Annotated in this window: 18 protein-coding genes; all 18 read right to left on the bottom strand. The window is 65.0% G+C overall.

From position 1 onward, the window contains the following. Window positions 1-22 precede the first annotated feature (22 nt). The 18 genes from F579_RS0101225 to F579_RS0101140 all read right to left on the bottom strand — a co-directional run bounded on the left by F579_RS0101225 (window position 23) and on the right by F579_RS0101140 (window position 15231). Window positions 23-1021: a phosphotransferase gene (locus tag F579_RS0101225; RefSeq protein WP_026301074.1), complete on the bottom strand. Its 999-nt coding sequence runs from the start codon at window positions 1019-1021 to the stop codon at window positions 23-25. Further along, the gene (locus F579_RS0101220; RefSeq protein ID WP_019024638.1) at window positions 1014-1496 is read right to left on the bottom strand and encodes a hypothetical protein; all 483 of its coding nucleotides are present in this window, start codon (window positions 1494-1496) and stop codon (window positions 1014-1016) included. The genes F579_RS0101225 and F579_RS0101220 overlap by 8 nt, the downstream gene beginning before the upstream one ends. A gap of 77 nt (window positions 1497-1573) precedes the next feature. Beyond that, a complete protein-coding gene (locus F579_RS0101215; protein ID WP_019024639.1) occupies window positions 1574-2140 on the bottom strand; it encodes an SgcJ/EcaC family oxidoreductase in 567 nt (188 codons plus the stop codon). Between the two features lie 263 nt (window positions 2141-2403). Further along, complete coding sequence (locus F579_RS0101210; protein WP_018138841.1) at window positions 2404-3381, bottom strand: LysR family transcriptional regulator; 978 nt, start codon at window positions 3379-3381, stop codon at window positions 2404-2406. 58 nt (window positions 3382-3439) lie between these two features. Beyond that, a complete protein-coding gene (locus tag F579_RS0101205; protein WP_019024640.1) occupies window positions 3440-5761 on the bottom strand; it encodes a nitric oxide reductase activation protein NorD in 2322 nt (773 codons plus the stop codon). A gap of 22 nt (window positions 5762-5783) precedes the next feature. Beyond that, window positions 5784-6587: a CbbQ/NirQ/NorQ/GpvN family protein gene (locus F579_RS0101200; protein WP_018138843.1), complete on the bottom strand. Its 804-nt coding sequence runs from the start codon at window positions 6585-6587 to the stop codon at window positions 5784-5786. 81 nt (window positions 6588-6668) lie between these two features. After that, window positions 6669-7097, bottom strand: coding sequence for a hypothetical protein (locus F579_RS0101195; RefSeq protein ID WP_019024641.1), 429 nt, complete (start codon window positions 7095-7097; stop codon window positions 6669-6671). Further along, the gene (parA, locus tag F579_RS0101190) at window positions 7094-7729 is read right to left on the bottom strand and encodes a ParA family partition ATPase (RefSeq protein ID WP_019024642.1); all 636 of its coding nucleotides are present in this window, start codon (window positions 7727-7729) and stop codon (window positions 7094-7096) included. Before parA ends, F579_RS0101195 begins: the two co-directional genes overlap by 4 nt. A gap of 63 nt (window positions 7730-7792) precedes the next feature. After that, on the bottom strand, window positions 7793-8074 hold the full coding sequence (locus F579_RS0101185; RefSeq protein ID WP_012982279.1) for a 4a-hydroxytetrahydrobiopterin dehydratase: 282 nt from the start codon (window positions 8072-8074) through the stop codon (window positions 7793-7795). A 32-nt stretch (window positions 8075-8106) separates the two neighbouring features. After that, window positions 8107-8532 carry a bacterioferritin gene (locus tag F579_RS0101180; RefSeq protein ID WP_019024643.1) on the bottom strand — a complete coding sequence of 142 codons (426 nt, stop codon included), beginning with the start codon at window positions 8530-8532 and terminating at the stop codon, window positions 8107-8109. A 10-nt stretch (window positions 8533-8542) separates the two neighbouring features. Then, window positions 8543-8857 (bottom strand): BMC domain-containing protein, encoded by a 315-nt coding sequence (locus F579_RS0101175; RefSeq protein WP_012982277.1) that lies wholly within the window; start codon window positions 8855-8857, stop codon window positions 8543-8545. Window positions 8858-8925: 68 nt separating this feature from the next. Further along, on the bottom strand, window positions 8926-9219 hold the full coding sequence (locus F579_RS0101170; RefSeq protein WP_012982276.1) for a BMC domain-containing protein: 294 nt from the start codon (window positions 9217-9219) through the stop codon (window positions 8926-8928). 31 nt (window positions 9220-9250) lie between these two features. Then, window positions 9251-9550 (bottom strand): BMC domain-containing protein, encoded by a 300-nt coding sequence (locus F579_RS0101165; RefSeq protein WP_012982275.1) that lies wholly within the window; start codon window positions 9548-9550, stop codon window positions 9251-9253. Between the two features lie 44 nt (window positions 9551-9594). Continuing rightward, window positions 9595-9927: a carboxysome peptide B gene (locus F579_RS0101160; protein WP_012982274.1), complete on the bottom strand. Its 333-nt coding sequence runs from the start codon at window positions 9925-9927 to the stop codon at window positions 9595-9597. A 4-nt stretch (window positions 9928-9931) separates the two neighbouring features. Beyond that, window positions 9932-10183, bottom strand: a complete 252-nt coding sequence (locus F579_RS0101155) for a carboxysome peptide A (RefSeq protein WP_012982273.1) — start codon at window positions 10181-10183, stop codon at window positions 9932-9934. Window positions 10184-10199: 16 nt separating this feature from the next. After that, window positions 10200-11615: a carboxysome shell carbonic anhydrase gene (locus F579_RS0101150; protein WP_026301075.1), complete on the bottom strand. Its 1416-nt coding sequence runs from the start codon at window positions 11613-11615 to the stop codon at window positions 10200-10202. 182 nt (window positions 11616-11797) lie between these two features. Beyond that, window positions 11798-14737 carry a CsoS2 family carboxysome shell protein gene (locus F579_RS0101145; RefSeq protein WP_019024645.1) on the bottom strand — a complete coding sequence of 980 codons (2940 nt, stop codon included), beginning with the start codon at window positions 14735-14737 and terminating at the stop codon, window positions 11798-11800. Window positions 14738-14898: 161 nt separating this feature from the next. Beyond that, the gene (locus tag F579_RS0101140) at window positions 14899-15231 is read right to left on the bottom strand and encodes a ribulose bisphosphate carboxylase small subunit (RefSeq protein ID WP_012982270.1); all 333 of its coding nucleotides are present in this window, start codon (window positions 15229-15231) and stop codon (window positions 14899-14901) included. Window positions 15232-15287: the final 56 nt, after the last annotated feature.

Here is a 15287-nt window from a genome sequence, read left to right as displayed (position 1 = left end):
GCGGCGCCCGAAGAGCCCGGGCCTACAACTGATCCAGCGCCTTGCGTGTCACGCGCTCGGCGTAGTCATTGCGTTTCCAGTGCTCCGGACTCCAGCCGGCCAGAAAACGCTGGAAATCCGCCTGGGCCAGCGGGAACAGCTCGCGCCATTCCTGCTCCAGTGCGCCCAAATCCAAACCTGTGCCGTGCGTGGCGGCAACCACCGAGCGCAGCGCCTTGAAATACCCCTCCAGCAGTCTTGCTTCGAAGCGTTCCTGATCGGCCTCGTCCAGACAGCTGCCGATGAAGTACGCGACATCCTTCATCCCGCAGCCACCGCCGACATACTGGAAGTCCACCGCGGCCACACGATCACCGCGTTCGCTGAAACAGAAGTTCGCGACCTTGGCATCGCCATGCACCAGCGTCTGAAAGCGCGCTGCATTGAGCCGCTGATCGAGCGTTGGGGCCGCTTCGCGCAGCTGGGGATCGGCAATGGCCGCCCACTCGTCCGGCCGGGTCGCGAGGTGCCAGTAGGTACCCGTAGTCCATAGCCCCGAGGGCCTGGCGCCCAGAAAGGTCGCGTGGAAGGCCGCAAGCCAAGCCAGACAAACGCCGGTCTGCTCCACCGAAAGGTGATCGTGGCGAAGTGGAAAACCGGCGGCATCCAGGTCCTCCAGCACAATCAGGTGGGAATCGCCCAGGTCCTGCGCGAGGTGACAAAGCGGGACACGACAGGCGTCGCTGCAGCGCCCCGCCCAGTCGCGATACCAGTGCATCTCGACCTGATAGGAGTGTCGCTTGCGCTCATGCCCTCGCGCTCCCGACCAGCCGCGTGGGTGGCGACGATCATCGGGGAACACAATGTGCTTGGCTATAACGGTGGGAACGTACGCGTCTTCCAGATGATAGCGAACGATCTCGCCATAGCCGCTCCAGAGGGTCTGGACACGCTCAATGGGGGTCGCGCGGCGGGCGCCCGTGGCTGCGCATACTGCAGCAGCAACCGCCGCCTGCGATCGGTCGCGGCCTGGCTCAGACACCCGGGTCGTTGCAGGTCGCGGTCAGGCGCCCCTCGACCGGATCCCGCGTCATTCCGGTATCGGAAAACAGCCCCTCGGCGACCAGTTCCGCACCGTCGATCCGGATCAGGGGTTCGGAGGGGCCGTCTGCAGCCGAGAACCACTGATCGCCGGAACGGCTGCGGTTGGCCTCCAGCACCTCGCCCTCGGGGGACATCACATCCCCGACCTGAACGCTGACCGTATGCATCAGCATGCCGCTGACCTCATTGCGCGAGACAAACACACGCATCGGGCCATCATCGGTCTCGGCATCCCCGACCAGGGTCTGAAGATCGCCCTCGTCTGCCTCGCCGGAGAAGTCACAGACCTGAACATCCAGCGTGTAGGTCTCGCCGTCCAGTTCCAGCTCGGCGCTGTTGGAGGCCTGCGCGCTACCGGCACCGGCCAGTGCCAGGCCAGCAGCGGCCAGGATCACGAATGAGCGTTTGGACATTCCCTTTCTCCCGATGGTAGCGAGCGCCCAGTATCGCGACTCGCCCTGCCGGGAACAAACGTTCACCGATTACCGGGTCACGCAGTGGGCATCATCGAGGAGTGGTGGTGCACGATTTTCCATTCCCCGTCGCGGTTCTCGTAGACGAAGGTGTAGCGCGCGGGGACTTCCTGCGTCTCGTTGCCGTCGGTCACGCGGAAGGTATAGGTGCCGGCGTCGGTCAGCTTGTTGCAGCCGAGCTTCACGTTGCGCGTATTGATCGTGCCGAAGGGCTTCTTCTCGAGGAAATGCTCAAAGTAGTCCTGGATCTCGGCATGGTTGGTGCGCGGGACATTGGACACGGTCGGCAGCAGCACCGCGTCGTCGGCGTACAACGCGGTCACGCGGCGGGCGTCACCCGTCTGCAGGGCGTCGTTCCAGGCGTCGAACAGTTCCTCGGCCAGACGGCGCGTGGCGGGTGCGCAGACCACACAGCTCTCGTTCGGCGGGGTATCGATCGCGGCGGCGAGCATGTCACTGCCCGTCCCGGTCACCGGGTGATGCTGGTCGCGGTGCGAGGCGCTCAGGCTCAGGCGCGAACGCGGGGCCTCGTCGGCGTTGATGAACTGGGTACCGCTGATACGCGGACGGGTCACGGTGCTCACTGCGCGTTCTCCCACTCGGGCCGATGGCGGCCGGGTAAAGCGTGAATTTTAAAGAAAGCGCTGAATAAAGCCATCCCGGCTTTCTCAGCGCACGCGGCGCTGCATCGTCTTGCATCTCTTTGCACGGGCAAAGGGGTTTGCAGCTTGCTCCGGAATCAACCGCCTACGGCGGTCGATTCCGGCGGCACGTCCCTGTGCCGCAGGGAAACGCCGATCAATCAGCGTTTCCCAAGGGACCCCTCAGGGCCTGTCTTGGCCGCCGCTCAGCCGGCCTGGGCCTTGAACGCGGCCAGCAGGTCCTCGACCTGCCCGCGCACCCGGGCCTCGTCCTGGATGGCGAAGTCGAGAAAGGTCTGGGCGACGACGGACAGGACCTTCTTTTTCGGGTAGACGATGTGCCACTGGCGATGGATCGGGAAGTGTTCCACATCCAGTAGCGCCACCGGACCCTCGGCCCCCTCGGCACTGAGGGTGTGCAGCGACAGCACGGCAATCCCCAGACCGCCGATCACCGCCTGCTTGATCGCCTCGTTACTGCCCAGCTCCATGCGCACGGGCGGGCTGATCCCGTGCTCCTGGAACAGCTTGAGCGTCGCCTCGCGGATACCCGAGCCGGGTTCGCGCATCAGGAACGTCTCCTGCTCCAGCTCCTTCAGCGGGATATTGCGCCGGCCGACCAGCGGGTGGTCACGGCTGGCCATCACCACCAGCGGATTGGGCGCGAACGGGTGCACCGCGACATCAGTCAACCGCTCGGGGACATGCCCGATGATGTAGAGGTCGTCGTCGTTGTTCGACAGCCGCTCCAGCACCCGGTCAAAGTTGCTGACCTCCAGCGACAGCTCGATATCGGGATACCGCCGGGCGAACTGACCGAGGATGCTGGGCGCGAAGTACTGCGCCGTGGTGATCACCGCGAGACGCAGACGCCCGCGCTTGAGGCCGTGCATCTCGGCCAGTTTCATCTCGAGGTTGGTCAGCGCGCCGAGCATCTCGCGGCAGGTGTCGTACAGCAGCAGACCGACCTCGGTCGGGAAGGCCTTGCGCCCCACGTATTCGAACAGCGGGAGCCCCAGTGCCGTGGAGAGCTTCTTGATCTGGATCGAGACGGTCGGCTGGGTCAGATGCAGCTCTTCGGCCGCGCGGGTAAAGCTCCCCAGGCGCACGATCGCCTCGAACACCTGCAGCTGACGCAGCGTGGCATGCCGGATCAGGTGCGCCGGCAGCTCCGACTTGAGCATCACCTGCGGGAGACCGGACTCCTTTGGCGTAGGGGACTGGGCCATGCGTGACGATCGTTTACCGCGTGAGACCCGCGTACAGCATCGGCAGCTTCTCCGGTAGCCGGTCGATCTGGTCCAGCACCATGAAATGCTGGGCCCCGAAGATGCGCTCGACGTACTCGTCGGCGTTCGGATCGAGACTCATGCAGAAGGTGTACACGCCTTTGCGCCCGACCTCCTCTACCGCCCGCTTCGCATCCTGACGCAGGTACTGTGGGTCACGCACGTCGGTATCCGCCGGTTCGCCGTCGGTGATGATCAGCAGCAGCTTTTTCGCCGTGCCCTGATTGTGCAGCAACTGGCCGGCATGGCGGATGGCCGCTCCCATGCGGGTGGATAGCTGGCCTTTCATCCCGGCGAGACGCGCTTTCGCGGTGTCGTCGAACGGGGCGTCGAAATCCTTGAAGCGGTAGTACTCGACGTCGTGACGCCCGTCGGAGGCGAAGCCGTGGATGGCGAACGGGTCGCCAATGCGCGAGATCGCGCCAGACAGCAGTGTGGCCGCTTCGCGCGCCAGTTGCACCACGGTCGTCTCGCCGTCGCCGATCGTCTCGTTGGTCGACTCCGACAGGTCCAGCAGCACCAGCACGGACAGGTCGCGCACATGACGCAGATTGCGCACATAGATGCGTTCGTCAGGCTGGCGCCGCATGCGGACGTCGATCTGGGCCTCGACCAGCGCGTTCACGTCCAGCTCGTCACCCTCCGGCTGCTTGCGCATGCGTTGCACACCCTGGGGCTGCATCGCCTCGATCAGGAACTTCAGGCGCGAGACCAGCGGCTTGTGCTTGTCGTAAATCGCCTCGATTTCCTCGATGTCGCCCTTTCGCGGGCGCCGCTCCAGCAGCGTGACCCAGTGCGGCCGTTCCAGCTGCATCTGATAGTCCCACTCGTGATAGTGGAACGGCAGCGAGATCGGCTCCTTGCCTTCCTGCTGGTTGATGCTTTCGTCTTCGCCGTCGCGGAACCACTCGGTCGCCAGCACCAAGATCTGCTGGGCGTCGTCGCCGGCGTTCGGCACGTCCAGCGTATTGATCATCTGCATCGGCGTGACATAGAAACGCTCCTGCCCGGAGCCATGCGCGGCCAGGACCTCCGCCTCTTCCTCTTCGCGCCCGAAGTTCCAGAGATAGCGGTTGTCGTCGCGATAGAGCACCTCCGGCGCGACCTTGGCCGGATTCATGTAGCCCTGCTCGGGGAACTCGGACGCCAGCGCCTCGGCCAGCTCGCGGGCCAGCCCTGCGGCCTCGAGGTCGTCCAGGCGTTCCGCAAACGCGCGCACGGCCTTCTGCACGAATGCATGCGGGTCGTGGTATTGCGGATCGAGCAGGGCTCGCGCGGTGCGCGCCAGCAATGACTGCGGCGTCTCGCCATCCTCCGCCGTGGCGGTGTGCAGCGGCACCCAGATCTGGCGCAGGCCCGGGAACGCCGCGATCGCCAGGGCCTCGATGCGCGCGTCCTCGAACAGCTCGGTCAGGATGCCGACTACGCCCCGCGGGCCCTCCTCCGCCTGCATCTCGCGGGTATGCACCACATGGGACGCCGCATGCGCGGCCGCCGCGCGATAGAGGTCCAGCCCGGTCAGGCCCTCGACATCGTCGTAGGCATCCGGCAGGAAGATCGTGAAGCCCTCGATGTAAGGCCGATATCCCTCGCGGGACTCGAAGTCACCACTGGTCGGGCGCATAAAGAAATCGCGTGCCCACAACGAGCGCAGGTAGAGGTTGATGCGGCGCTGCACGTCCACAAACAAGGTGCCGCGGCGCTCCTTCTGGAACACCGAGCGTGACTCCGGCGACTCCAGACCGAAGTACGCAATCTGGCCCTCCAGGTCCGTGCGGTGCGCCTGCGCGCCCCACGTCGCCCAGCGCCGCAGACCGCCCAGCGTCAGGTGGGTCAGCAGCTCGTCCAGGTGTTCCAGCATCGGCCGCACACCACGCGGCGCCTGCCCCAGCAGGTTATCCAGCAGGCGCAGATACCCCTCGAACAGCGAATAGTCGCCAAGCCGCTGGGCCGCGACCGGGCTAGTCTCGATCACCAGGGTGATGACCGCCGCGGAGGTCTTGGAGTACATCTTGATCGCGGAACCGAGCAGTTCCGCAACGGCATCTTCGCCCAGTTCCTGGGCCAGTGCCGGCGCCTCCTGCACGAAGGCGACGACCATCTCGGAACCGCGCCCCAGCGCCTGGAGACTGCGGGCCCCTTCAAGGTAGTAGCGTTTGAGGCCGCTGGCGCTGAAGGCACGACTGGCCTCCTGCCAGGAACTCTCCAGCACCTCGGTGGCGTGGTTTCCCAGATCGTCGAGGAGGTCCTGGTAGTCCTCCAGATGGATGCTCATGGGTTTGGCGCCCCGAGCTGCGCTAGAAGAACGTGGTGACGGCCGAATCCAGCGCGTCGCGCATGTCCGGATCGTCGGTGATCGGGCGCACGAGTGCCATGCGGCAGGCCCCCAGGGGCTCCACGCCCTTGGCGATCAGCGAGGCGGCGTATACCAGCATGCGGGTGGAGATGCCCTCGTCCAGGCCATGGCCCTTCAGGTTGCGCGCGCGCTCGGCCACGCTGACCAGCTTGCCGGCCATCTCCTCGTTGATCTTGCCCTCGTGGGCGACGATCTTCGCCTCGGTCTCGTGATCGGGGTAGTCGAAATCGAGTGCACCGAAACGCTGCTTGGTCGACTGCTTCAGATCCTTCATCAGGCTCTGGTAGCCCGGATTGTAGGAAATGACGACCTGGAAGTCCGCATGGGCCTGGACCATCTCGCCCTTCTTCTCCAGCGGGAGCACGCGGCGGTTGTCGGTCAGCGGGTGGATCACCACCGTGGTGTCCTGCCGGGCCTCGACAATCTCGTCGAGATAGCAGATCGCCCCGTGACGCGCGGCCAGGGTCAGCGGACCATCCTGCCAGCGCGTACCGTCGGCATCGAGCAGATAACGCCCGACCAGATCGGAAGCCGTCATGTCCTCGTTACAGGCGACCGTAATCAGCGGCTTGCCGAGCTTCCAGGCCATGTGCTCGACGAAGCGGGTCTTCCCGCAGCCCGTCGGACCCTTCAGCATCATCGGCATGCGCACCGAATACGCCGCCTCGTACAGCTCGATCTCGTCCGCGACCGGCTGGTAATACGGCTCTTCCGTGATCAGGTGATCGCGCAGATCGTCTTGCATTGCCCAGACTCCTCAATCAAAAAAGGCCGGGGGACGGGATGCCCAGCACCCCGACCAGCCCCGGCCCCGAAACGCCCTGACTCAGTCCGGCCAGATACGATTCGGGTGCAGGTTCTTCCACGGCTCGTCGGCCGTCGCCTTCGCCTTGCCCGGATCAAGCTCGGCGGTGGTGCGGCCTCCGCGACTGCTGCCGGACCCGCTGGACTTCTTGGCCGCCGTCTTCGTGGCTGACGTCTTGCGTGCGGTCTGTGCGGCTGGCTTCCTCGCCGGGGCCTTGCGCTTGGCTGTCGAAGCCTTGCGGGTCGCCGTCTTGCGCCCCGTGCTTTTTGGCGTCGCGGCCTTTTTCGTGGCGGCTGCCTTGGTGCTGGCCGCCTGATGCGTTTGCGCGCTCGCGGGGGTCGTACTGGTGTCTTTTTTCGGCGCGCTGGCCGCCGCGGCGTTGTTGTCCTTGTTCTGGTCTTCCCGGGCGCTGCGCACACCGGCCGCCAGCTTGTCTTGCAGATTGCTCATTGCGACACCTCCTCGATGATGGCTTCGATCTCGGCCGCCGCCGGTTCGCCCGGTTTGCCCAGGTCGTACACGGAACAGCCTTCCAGCGCGGAGCGCCGGTAGATGGCCCGCCGGCGGAGCGACTGCTCCAGGGCGGGGATGTCGATCTCCATCAGTGCATGCTTCATCGCACGCGACAGCGCACTGCGGACCTCGAGCTGGTTGACCACGACATAGGGGCGCAGCGAACGATTCTTCATCTGCGCCTCCTCCAGACCGCGCCCCATCCGGACGCTGCCCCAAAGATCCACGGGGGATGGCAGAACGGGGATCAACACGACATCCGAACCGGCGAGCGCAGCGCTCACCGCCCCACCCTCCAGGGTTGGCGGGCAGTCGACCACGATGTGATCGTAGTCCTTGCGCAGCGCCTTGAGTTCGCGATCCAGCGGCCCCGCGACGGAGAACACGGAGGCGGGAAAGGGACGGTCATCCGAGGACATCCGCGCCCATTGCCCGGCCGATCCCTGCGGATCCGCATCGACCACCAGGGTGCGTCCTCGACGCGCTAGACCGGCGGCGAGATTCATGGAGAGGGTGGTCTTGCCGGTACCCCCTTTCTGATTGACTACCGCGAATACCCGGGAACCCACGTATCAGCCTCCTTGGGCAGGAACTGGCCGCACCAGCCCCGTAGCCTCTGACGTGATGGTCGATCAGCCAGTCGTTTCGCTGGCCAGCCGATCCACCTCCTGTGCGAAACGCTGATCCGCCTCGCCAATCCGGTCGCCGTCGCGCGCATCAATGGTGATGTTCACATACGTCGTACCGAAACTGATATTGGGATGATAGCCATCCTCCTCCGACAACTCGGCCACCCGATCGAGAAACTCGCGCGTGATGCCGTAACGGTCGAAGGTGAACTGCTTGCTGATGGTCGCCGAAGAGCCCTTGCCCGGCTCCCAGCCGGCCGGCACCACGAGATCGCTATCCGCCATGCACTACTCCAGAACGTTGGACAGGCGTACCCCTAGCGGGCCGCGACTTCCTGTGCGTCGATCTCGCGCACATGTTCGAGTTCTTCCTCGAGGATTCCCTCGAACAACTCGGCATCGGCCGCCGCGCCCACGCGTCGACAGTAGACCGCCGCCTCGTCATACAGGCGCACGGCCTCCATCTCCAGTTCGCGGTTGCGCTCCAGCAATTCGGCCATCGAGCGCCCCAGCCGCACGGGCGCCAGCTGGCTCCCGTTGGGGGCCACCCCATGGTGAAACATGCGAGTCATGAATCGATCCGCATGGTCCAGTTCCTCCTGAGCGTCCCGACGCAGGCATTCGCTGACATCGCTCATGCCCCACATCGCGGTCAATCGCGCCTGGGCCAGATACTGCTGCACCGCGGACAGCTCATGCGCCACCGCGCGGTTCAGGTAACCCACGATCCGCGGATCCGCCATCGAGGTTGCCTCAACTGGCCGAGCCGTCGGCGGTCGGGGCCTTCGGCAGGATGCTTTCCACTTCGGAGTGGACGCGGGCAATGATGTGCGCAGCCACCAGGCCGTCACCCACACGCTCGCAGGAATCCGCACCGGCACGCACCGCCGCATTCACGGCACCGGTCTCGCCACGGACCAGCACGGTCACGTAACCACCACCGACGAACTGACGACCGATCAGGCGCACTTCCGAGGCCTTGGTCATCGCATCCGCCGCTTCAATTGCCGGCACCAGACCACGGGTCTCGATCATGCCCAGGGCCACACCAGAAATTTCGCTCGCCATTGCTAACCTCTTTTACAAACGGGCCGCCGGGCCGCTTGGCCGCGGCGGCGTTTATCCGCCGCAGGGACTTACGGCTTTTCCGGGAGGATGTTTTCCACCTCGGAATGCACACGGGCAATGATGTGCGCAGCCACCAGGCCGTCACCCACACGCTCGCAGGAATCCGCACCGGCACGCACCGCAGCGTTCACAGCGCCGGTCTCGCCACGCACCAGAACGGTCACGTAACCGCCACCGACGAACTGACGACCGATCAGGCGCACTTCCGAGGCCTTGGTCATCGCATCGGCAGCTTCAATCGCCGGCACCAGACCACGGGTCTCGATCATGCCGAGGGCCACACCAAAGTTTTCGCTAGCCATTACTTAACTCCTATCAAGCGTTACTGATGAATTACTTTTCAACCTGCTCGGGCAGGATGCTTTCCACTTCGGAATGCACGCGGGCAATGATGTGCGCAGCCACCAGGCCGTCACCCACACGCTCGCAGGAATCCGCACCGGCACGCACCGCAGCGTTCACGGCGCCGGTCTCGCCACGGACCAGCACGGTCACGTAACCACCACCGACGAACTGACGACCGATCAGGCGCACTTCCGAGGCCTTGGTCATCGCATCAGCGGCTTCAATCGCCGGCACCAGACCACGGGTCTCGATCATGCCCAGCGCCACACCAAAACGTTCAGTTGCCATTTCTCTTTCTCCTGGAGTTACAGTTTTTCCAATTAAAATGACGCTCAAGCCGCCTTGTGGGCACTAGCAGAGCGCTGTGCATCGGTCTGGTCTTGTCCAGCCTTGTTCGTCGACCCTTCCGCTTTCCTGCCACCATCGTCCCAGTGGTCGATGATGCCGCCGATCGTCAGATCGGTTGTCACCTTGGGGTCATCGAGCGCGTAGCGCGCGGCCGATCCAGAGATCGTGAACACCCAGTTGCCCGGGTGTGCACCAACCGGATCCACGGCGACGCTGAGCGCACCCTTTTGATCCACCAGCACGCGCAGCGACATGGTCTGGAGACCGTCCACACGACGGGTCACCACCAGTTCGTCCTGCACCTGCATAATTTCCATGGAGCTACTGCTCCTCCCAGTAATCGATGATCCCGACGATCGTCGCGTCACTGGGGTATTCCTTGCTGCCGGCCGCCTCGCGCGCCGCGGACGAGCCGACCACGATCACCCAATCCCCGGGAACACAACCGACCGCATCCACCGCGACCGTGCGCGGCCCGCCGGCCTTCTCCTGGACCACCAGCAAGGGACGGTGACCCAGATCCCGGATCCGGTTGGTCGAAACCAGCGTCTTCTCTACCTTGCAGATCTTCATTCCGTGTCCCGTTAGCTCACCCGGCGAGCGGTTCCAACTGGCTGCCGCTGCGCTTGTCGCGAATCACCATGTGGCACCCGATCAGGCCCTTCTCGGCCAGTTCGCGGTAGCGCGCCATGATCTGGTCGCGAATCCGCCGGCAGCGGGCCTCGACCCGCTCGCGCGACCCCGGCACCTTGCGGTCGTAGCGGTAATGGATCACCACCGGTACCGGCAGGCCCCGCTCGACATTCAGCTGCCGAAAGATCTTGTTCACCCCCACATCCATCCCGTGGGCGCCTTCTTCCATCGTCTCCAGGTGCGCGAAGTAGGCAAAGTTGCGTACCTGCATCTCCTCGACTTCCTGGCCGACGATGATCACTCGCTCGCGGTGGCCCACATCGGCGTAATGCCCGTTGTGGTAGCGCGCCACGTAATCGAGCTGCGAAATATTGTTCAGCAGCAGACGGGAGATCAGTCGAAGCATCCCCTCGTGCGGCGCCCCGTTGCCGTGACCCCAGCCCTGCTGGTGGATCGCGTCCTGGATCGCCTGATACACGCGCAATTCCGCCTCACGGCCGTCCAGGTCCTGCGTCTCCCGATACACCTTCGCGCTATCCACGAAGCGGTACAGACTCATCCGCGTATCGGCGTCGGGGATATGGATCTTCACTGCATCCGTATCCGTGTCCACACCAATCAGCAGCGTGTCGACCGAGGCCCCACAGCAGTAGGTGTTCTCGATCGCCTGACGAAACGCCCGCAGCTGTCGCAGCGCGGCATCCGCCGCATCCCGTTCGCTGTTGCCGTGCGCCGCGCACCCCTGGTGGTGCGGGTCCGCACTGCTGTAGTGATACGCCGCGATCTTCAGGTAGCGACTCGGCACATCCGCCGTCGTCGGCCGTCCTTCGCGGAACCGCAACAGCTCGCGTTTCGTCCAGTGGCGGACATCCTCTTCGATGTCGAACTGCGCCCCGGCATAACTCTTCACTCGAACGGCCAGATCCGGCAGGCGCAGGATGAAGCGCCGCAGGCTCAACAGCCGCCCGTCGGAACAGGGCGAGATGTCCACTTCGTGGAAATCGCAGTCGAGGAAATACGCAATCGCGCGTTCCGCCTCGTCCACCAGGTCATCCCGACCCGCCCAGTATTCATTGACCAGCTGATCGAACAGCTCGAACGTCCCGTGCAGGTACAGTTCGCGCGTGTCCAGATCGTTGATCCACGCATCTTCCAGGACGCGTTCCGGCAACCGATAGCCGAGGTTATCCTCCACAATCCGTTGCGCCTTTTCCTCGAAGTCCCGCTCGTGTTGCAGCGCATGGACCTCTTTCAGTACCGGCACCAGATTCGCGAACCGATCGCGAAAGCCGCTTTCAAACGCATACAGCCTTTCGTTGTCGGCAACATCCGCCAGGGGATGCCCGGGCTTCAACACAGAAGGCACATCCAGCGGCTCCGGCGCCTTCGGCGGCACCGCGCTAACCAGCGGTTGCGCAGCCACCGAATTGGCACCTTGTGCTACCGGCGACCGGACGGCACTTCCCCGTGGCGTCGCGTAACGCGTGCCAAAGGGCGAAGTCTTGCGGCGGCCTCGGCGCACCATCGTGGTCGTATCGCCTCCTTATTCGCCGCTTAGCCGCGGGCACCGCCGGACAGGGTCACCAGCGAACCGCTGCCACTGTTCCCGGAGGAACCTGTGATCTTGCTCATCGGCACTTCCTTGCGCTCGAGCTCGCGATTGGCATAGGCACTGCGCCCTTCACCCCGCGGGTTGCCCTTTTGCGTCGCGTTACGACGCGTGGCGAACCCTTCGGTGCCGGTCACGCTGCTCCCACGGCCCCAGTCATCACCCGTAATCGTCACACCGTTGCTGCTACCGTTAACGGTCACGCGCTCGGCGCCCATCTTGGCCGCGTCGTCGGCCTGAGCCGGTACCGGCTGGTGACGATCCGGCTGATAACGAAACTCTTCGGTCCCGGACACCAAGCCCGTCGCCTTGTTGATCGGGCCGGTGATGCCACCCGAAGCGCCGTAGGCGGTACCCGTCACACGACGTTCGCGGCGCGCCCACGCCTCGCGGGCCGGACTCTGAACGCTGAAGCCGTCATTCGGCATCGCATGGGCCGGGACCTCGGCCACCGGCGCGGATACAGCAGCCTGGCCTTCGGGGCGCAGCCGCGGGTGCAGGCTGCCAACGGCCGTCGGACAGGTCGCGGCAAATTCGTTCGCCCCGACATACGGCGCACCGGACACGTCCTGGCATGCACCGCGTTCGGTGCCCGTCACGCGCTCGTCGTAACCCGGCTGACTCCCGGAAACCGGATGCCCCGGCGTCGCGTGGCGTTCGGCCACGCGGGTCTGCGCCGTCTGCATATCGCGCGGCTCGCAGTAGGCCTCGTACTGGTCAGCGCCAATATAAGGCGTACCCGACACCGGTTTGCATGCGCCGTACTCGTCCCCGGTGACCCTTGCGGAGCGCCCTACGGAGGTACCCGAGACGTTCTGCTGGTTCCAGGTGCGACTCACGGAAACCTTCTCCGGACCGGCCTGTGGGCGGGAGCCACAGAAGGCATCGTAATGCTCGGAGCCGACATACTCGGTACCGGTGATCGGCTTGCAGCCGCCGTACTCGTCACCGGTTACGCGCAGCGAGCTCTCAACCTGCGTGCCGGAGACTTCCCGACCCCGCAGCGTGTGCATCACGCCCACCTTCGACACGCCACCGGCGGCCGGACGCTCGCACAGGTCACCAAAATCGGCCTGGTTGTAGTACGGCGTACCGGTCAGCGGGCGGCAGGAGCCGGACTCGTCGCCGGTCACCTTCGGACTGCGGCCCACGGCCGTGCCCGTTACGCTCTGGTCTTCCATCGTGTGCAGCTCCTGCACCTTGGCCGGCGTCGGCTCCGGGCGGGTACCGCACATGCCCTTGAACTGTTCCGTACCGATGTATTCGGTCCCGGTGACCGGCTTGCAGCTGCCGTATTCGTCGCCCGTGACTCGCGAGGAGCGCCCGACTTCGGTCCCGGTCAATTCACGACCGCGAAGCGTATGCATGACGCCGACCTTGATCGGCGCTCCGTTGGACTTTCCCGTGTTGCACGGAACCTCGCTCGCCTGCGTATTCAGGTACTCGGTACCGGTGATGTCGCGGCAGGAGCCGGATTCGTCGCCGGTGACACGCGGGCTGCGACCGACGCTGGTGCCGGAGACACCCTCGCCGTGGCGCGTCACCATCACGCTGGTGCGCGGCTTGCTCGACGGCGCGCGGGTGCCACAGAAGCCTTCGTACTGCTCGCTGCTCAGGTATTCGGTACCGGTGATCGCCTCGCAGGAACCGGATTCGTCCCCGGTCACTCGCGCAGAGCGCCCGACCTCGGTACCACTGACTTCCTGGCCGCGGCTGGTGTGGGAGTGTCCCACCTTGGCCGGATTGGCACTCGGGCGCACATTGCAGTAGCGCTCGTAGTGCTCGAGACCCAGGTACTCGGTCCCGGTAATATTCGAGCAGCTGCCCGCTTCGGCGCCGGTGACGCTGCGCGTCGCCTCGACCTGCGTGCCGCTGATGTGGCCACCGGCGAGGGTCGTGCCCTCTTCTACCTTCGGCGGTGCTTCGCTCGTCTGACCACGGGGACGACCACAGGGGCGACCCGGATCGGACGAACCTCGACCGATGGTGCACAGCTCTTCACGACGCTGGCGTGCCACCTCGCGAGTGGACATACCCTTGCGCTTCGCGGCCTTCCACGAGCCTTCCTGCGGCATGGCACCGCGACCCTTGGAGCCGTTGAAGCGGCGCTTGGTCGCACGCTTGCCGTTCTGGGCCATCGCCTCGCGGCGGGCCATGCAGATCGCGCGGACCTCGGAGATCATCGGATGCGGACCCGCGGACTCGCCACCGGACTCGACCTTGTCGCACAGCTGGTCGAGGCCGCTTTCCACGACGGTGTCGCTTTCGGCGCTGGCCGAGCTATAGGTGTCGTCGCGCCCGGACTTCTCGTCCTTGCAACCACAGCCACAGCCCTTTTTCTCTTCCTGCGCGGACGGCGCGAAGGAACCCTCGCCTTTCAGCAGGTCTTCACGGCGCGGCTCGGCGGCCATGGCCTTTTTGCCATCGGTCGCCAGCGCCTGACGGCGCAGGCGGCAGATTTCGCGCCCGCTCATGTTGGAACAGTCGATTTCCATACCCTGGTTCTGCGACAGCGCTTCGAGCTGTCGCGAACGGTCGGAACCGCCACGGGCCAAACCGCCCAGGGCCCGCGCACGGGTATTGGAACGACCGACGGCCTTCTTGCCCTGGCGCGCCATCTTCTGGCGGCGCTCAAGAGCGGCCTGGCGGCCGTTCGAGGCACCGGCGTGCGCGCCCGGTTCCGGGCGGCGCGCAGGTGCGCTGCTGCCGACCTCGAACGAGGTCGACGGCTGAGATTCGCTGGAGTGCGACTCCGGCTCCCGCGCCTGGGGGGCCGGTTCGGAAACACGCTGAGCCTGGCGCGCCTTTTGCGCGGCCGCGGCAGAACGCGACGTTCCCTTGGTTTGGCCGGTCGGCTTCACGGCAGCCTTGCCATTATGAGACATGGCCTTGCGCCGTTCCCGGGCGAGTTCGCGACCCGAGAGACCTTCAGACGCGGATGTCGGATTACTCATGGCACTTCCTTACAGTTGGCGGCAGCAACGGTAATAACGCTTGATGGACGGGCCGGGTGCCACAGACACCCGGCCTCCACCGAACCGGGGTCTTAGCGACCGCGGTCGACCACGAAGGCCATGCCCTGACTCTGGGCGTAGTTATCGTACGCAATGAAGCGCACCATCATGCCCGGGTTGGCACGACGGCATTCTTCGATCTCCTGCAGCACCGCCTCGACGGACTGCTCGCCGAAGAACGGCAGCTTCCACATGTACCAGTAGTGGGCCATGGCGTTTTCTTTTTCGCTGTACTCGATCGCCGGGTTCCAGCCCTGCGCGAGGCAGTATTCGATCTGCTTGCGCACCTGGTCGGCATTCATCTCCGGCAGATAGGAGAAGGTCTCGTACTTCTGCGACTGCTTGAAGTTCTGGATATCAGACATGTCGGTAATCCTGTGCTCTGGTTCTTTCTGGGCACGGACGGCGCGCTAGCGCCGCC

The sequence above is a fragment of the Thioalkalivibrio sp. ALJ21 genome (assembly GCF_000378605.1).
In the GTDB taxonomy this organism is placed as follows: domain Bacteria; phylum Pseudomonadota; class Gammaproteobacteria; order Ectothiorhodospirales; family Ectothiorhodospiraceae; genus Thioalkalivibrio.
The sequence above is the reverse complement of the archived record's forward strand: the minus strand, read 5'-3'. Positions and strand labels throughout refer to the sequence as shown.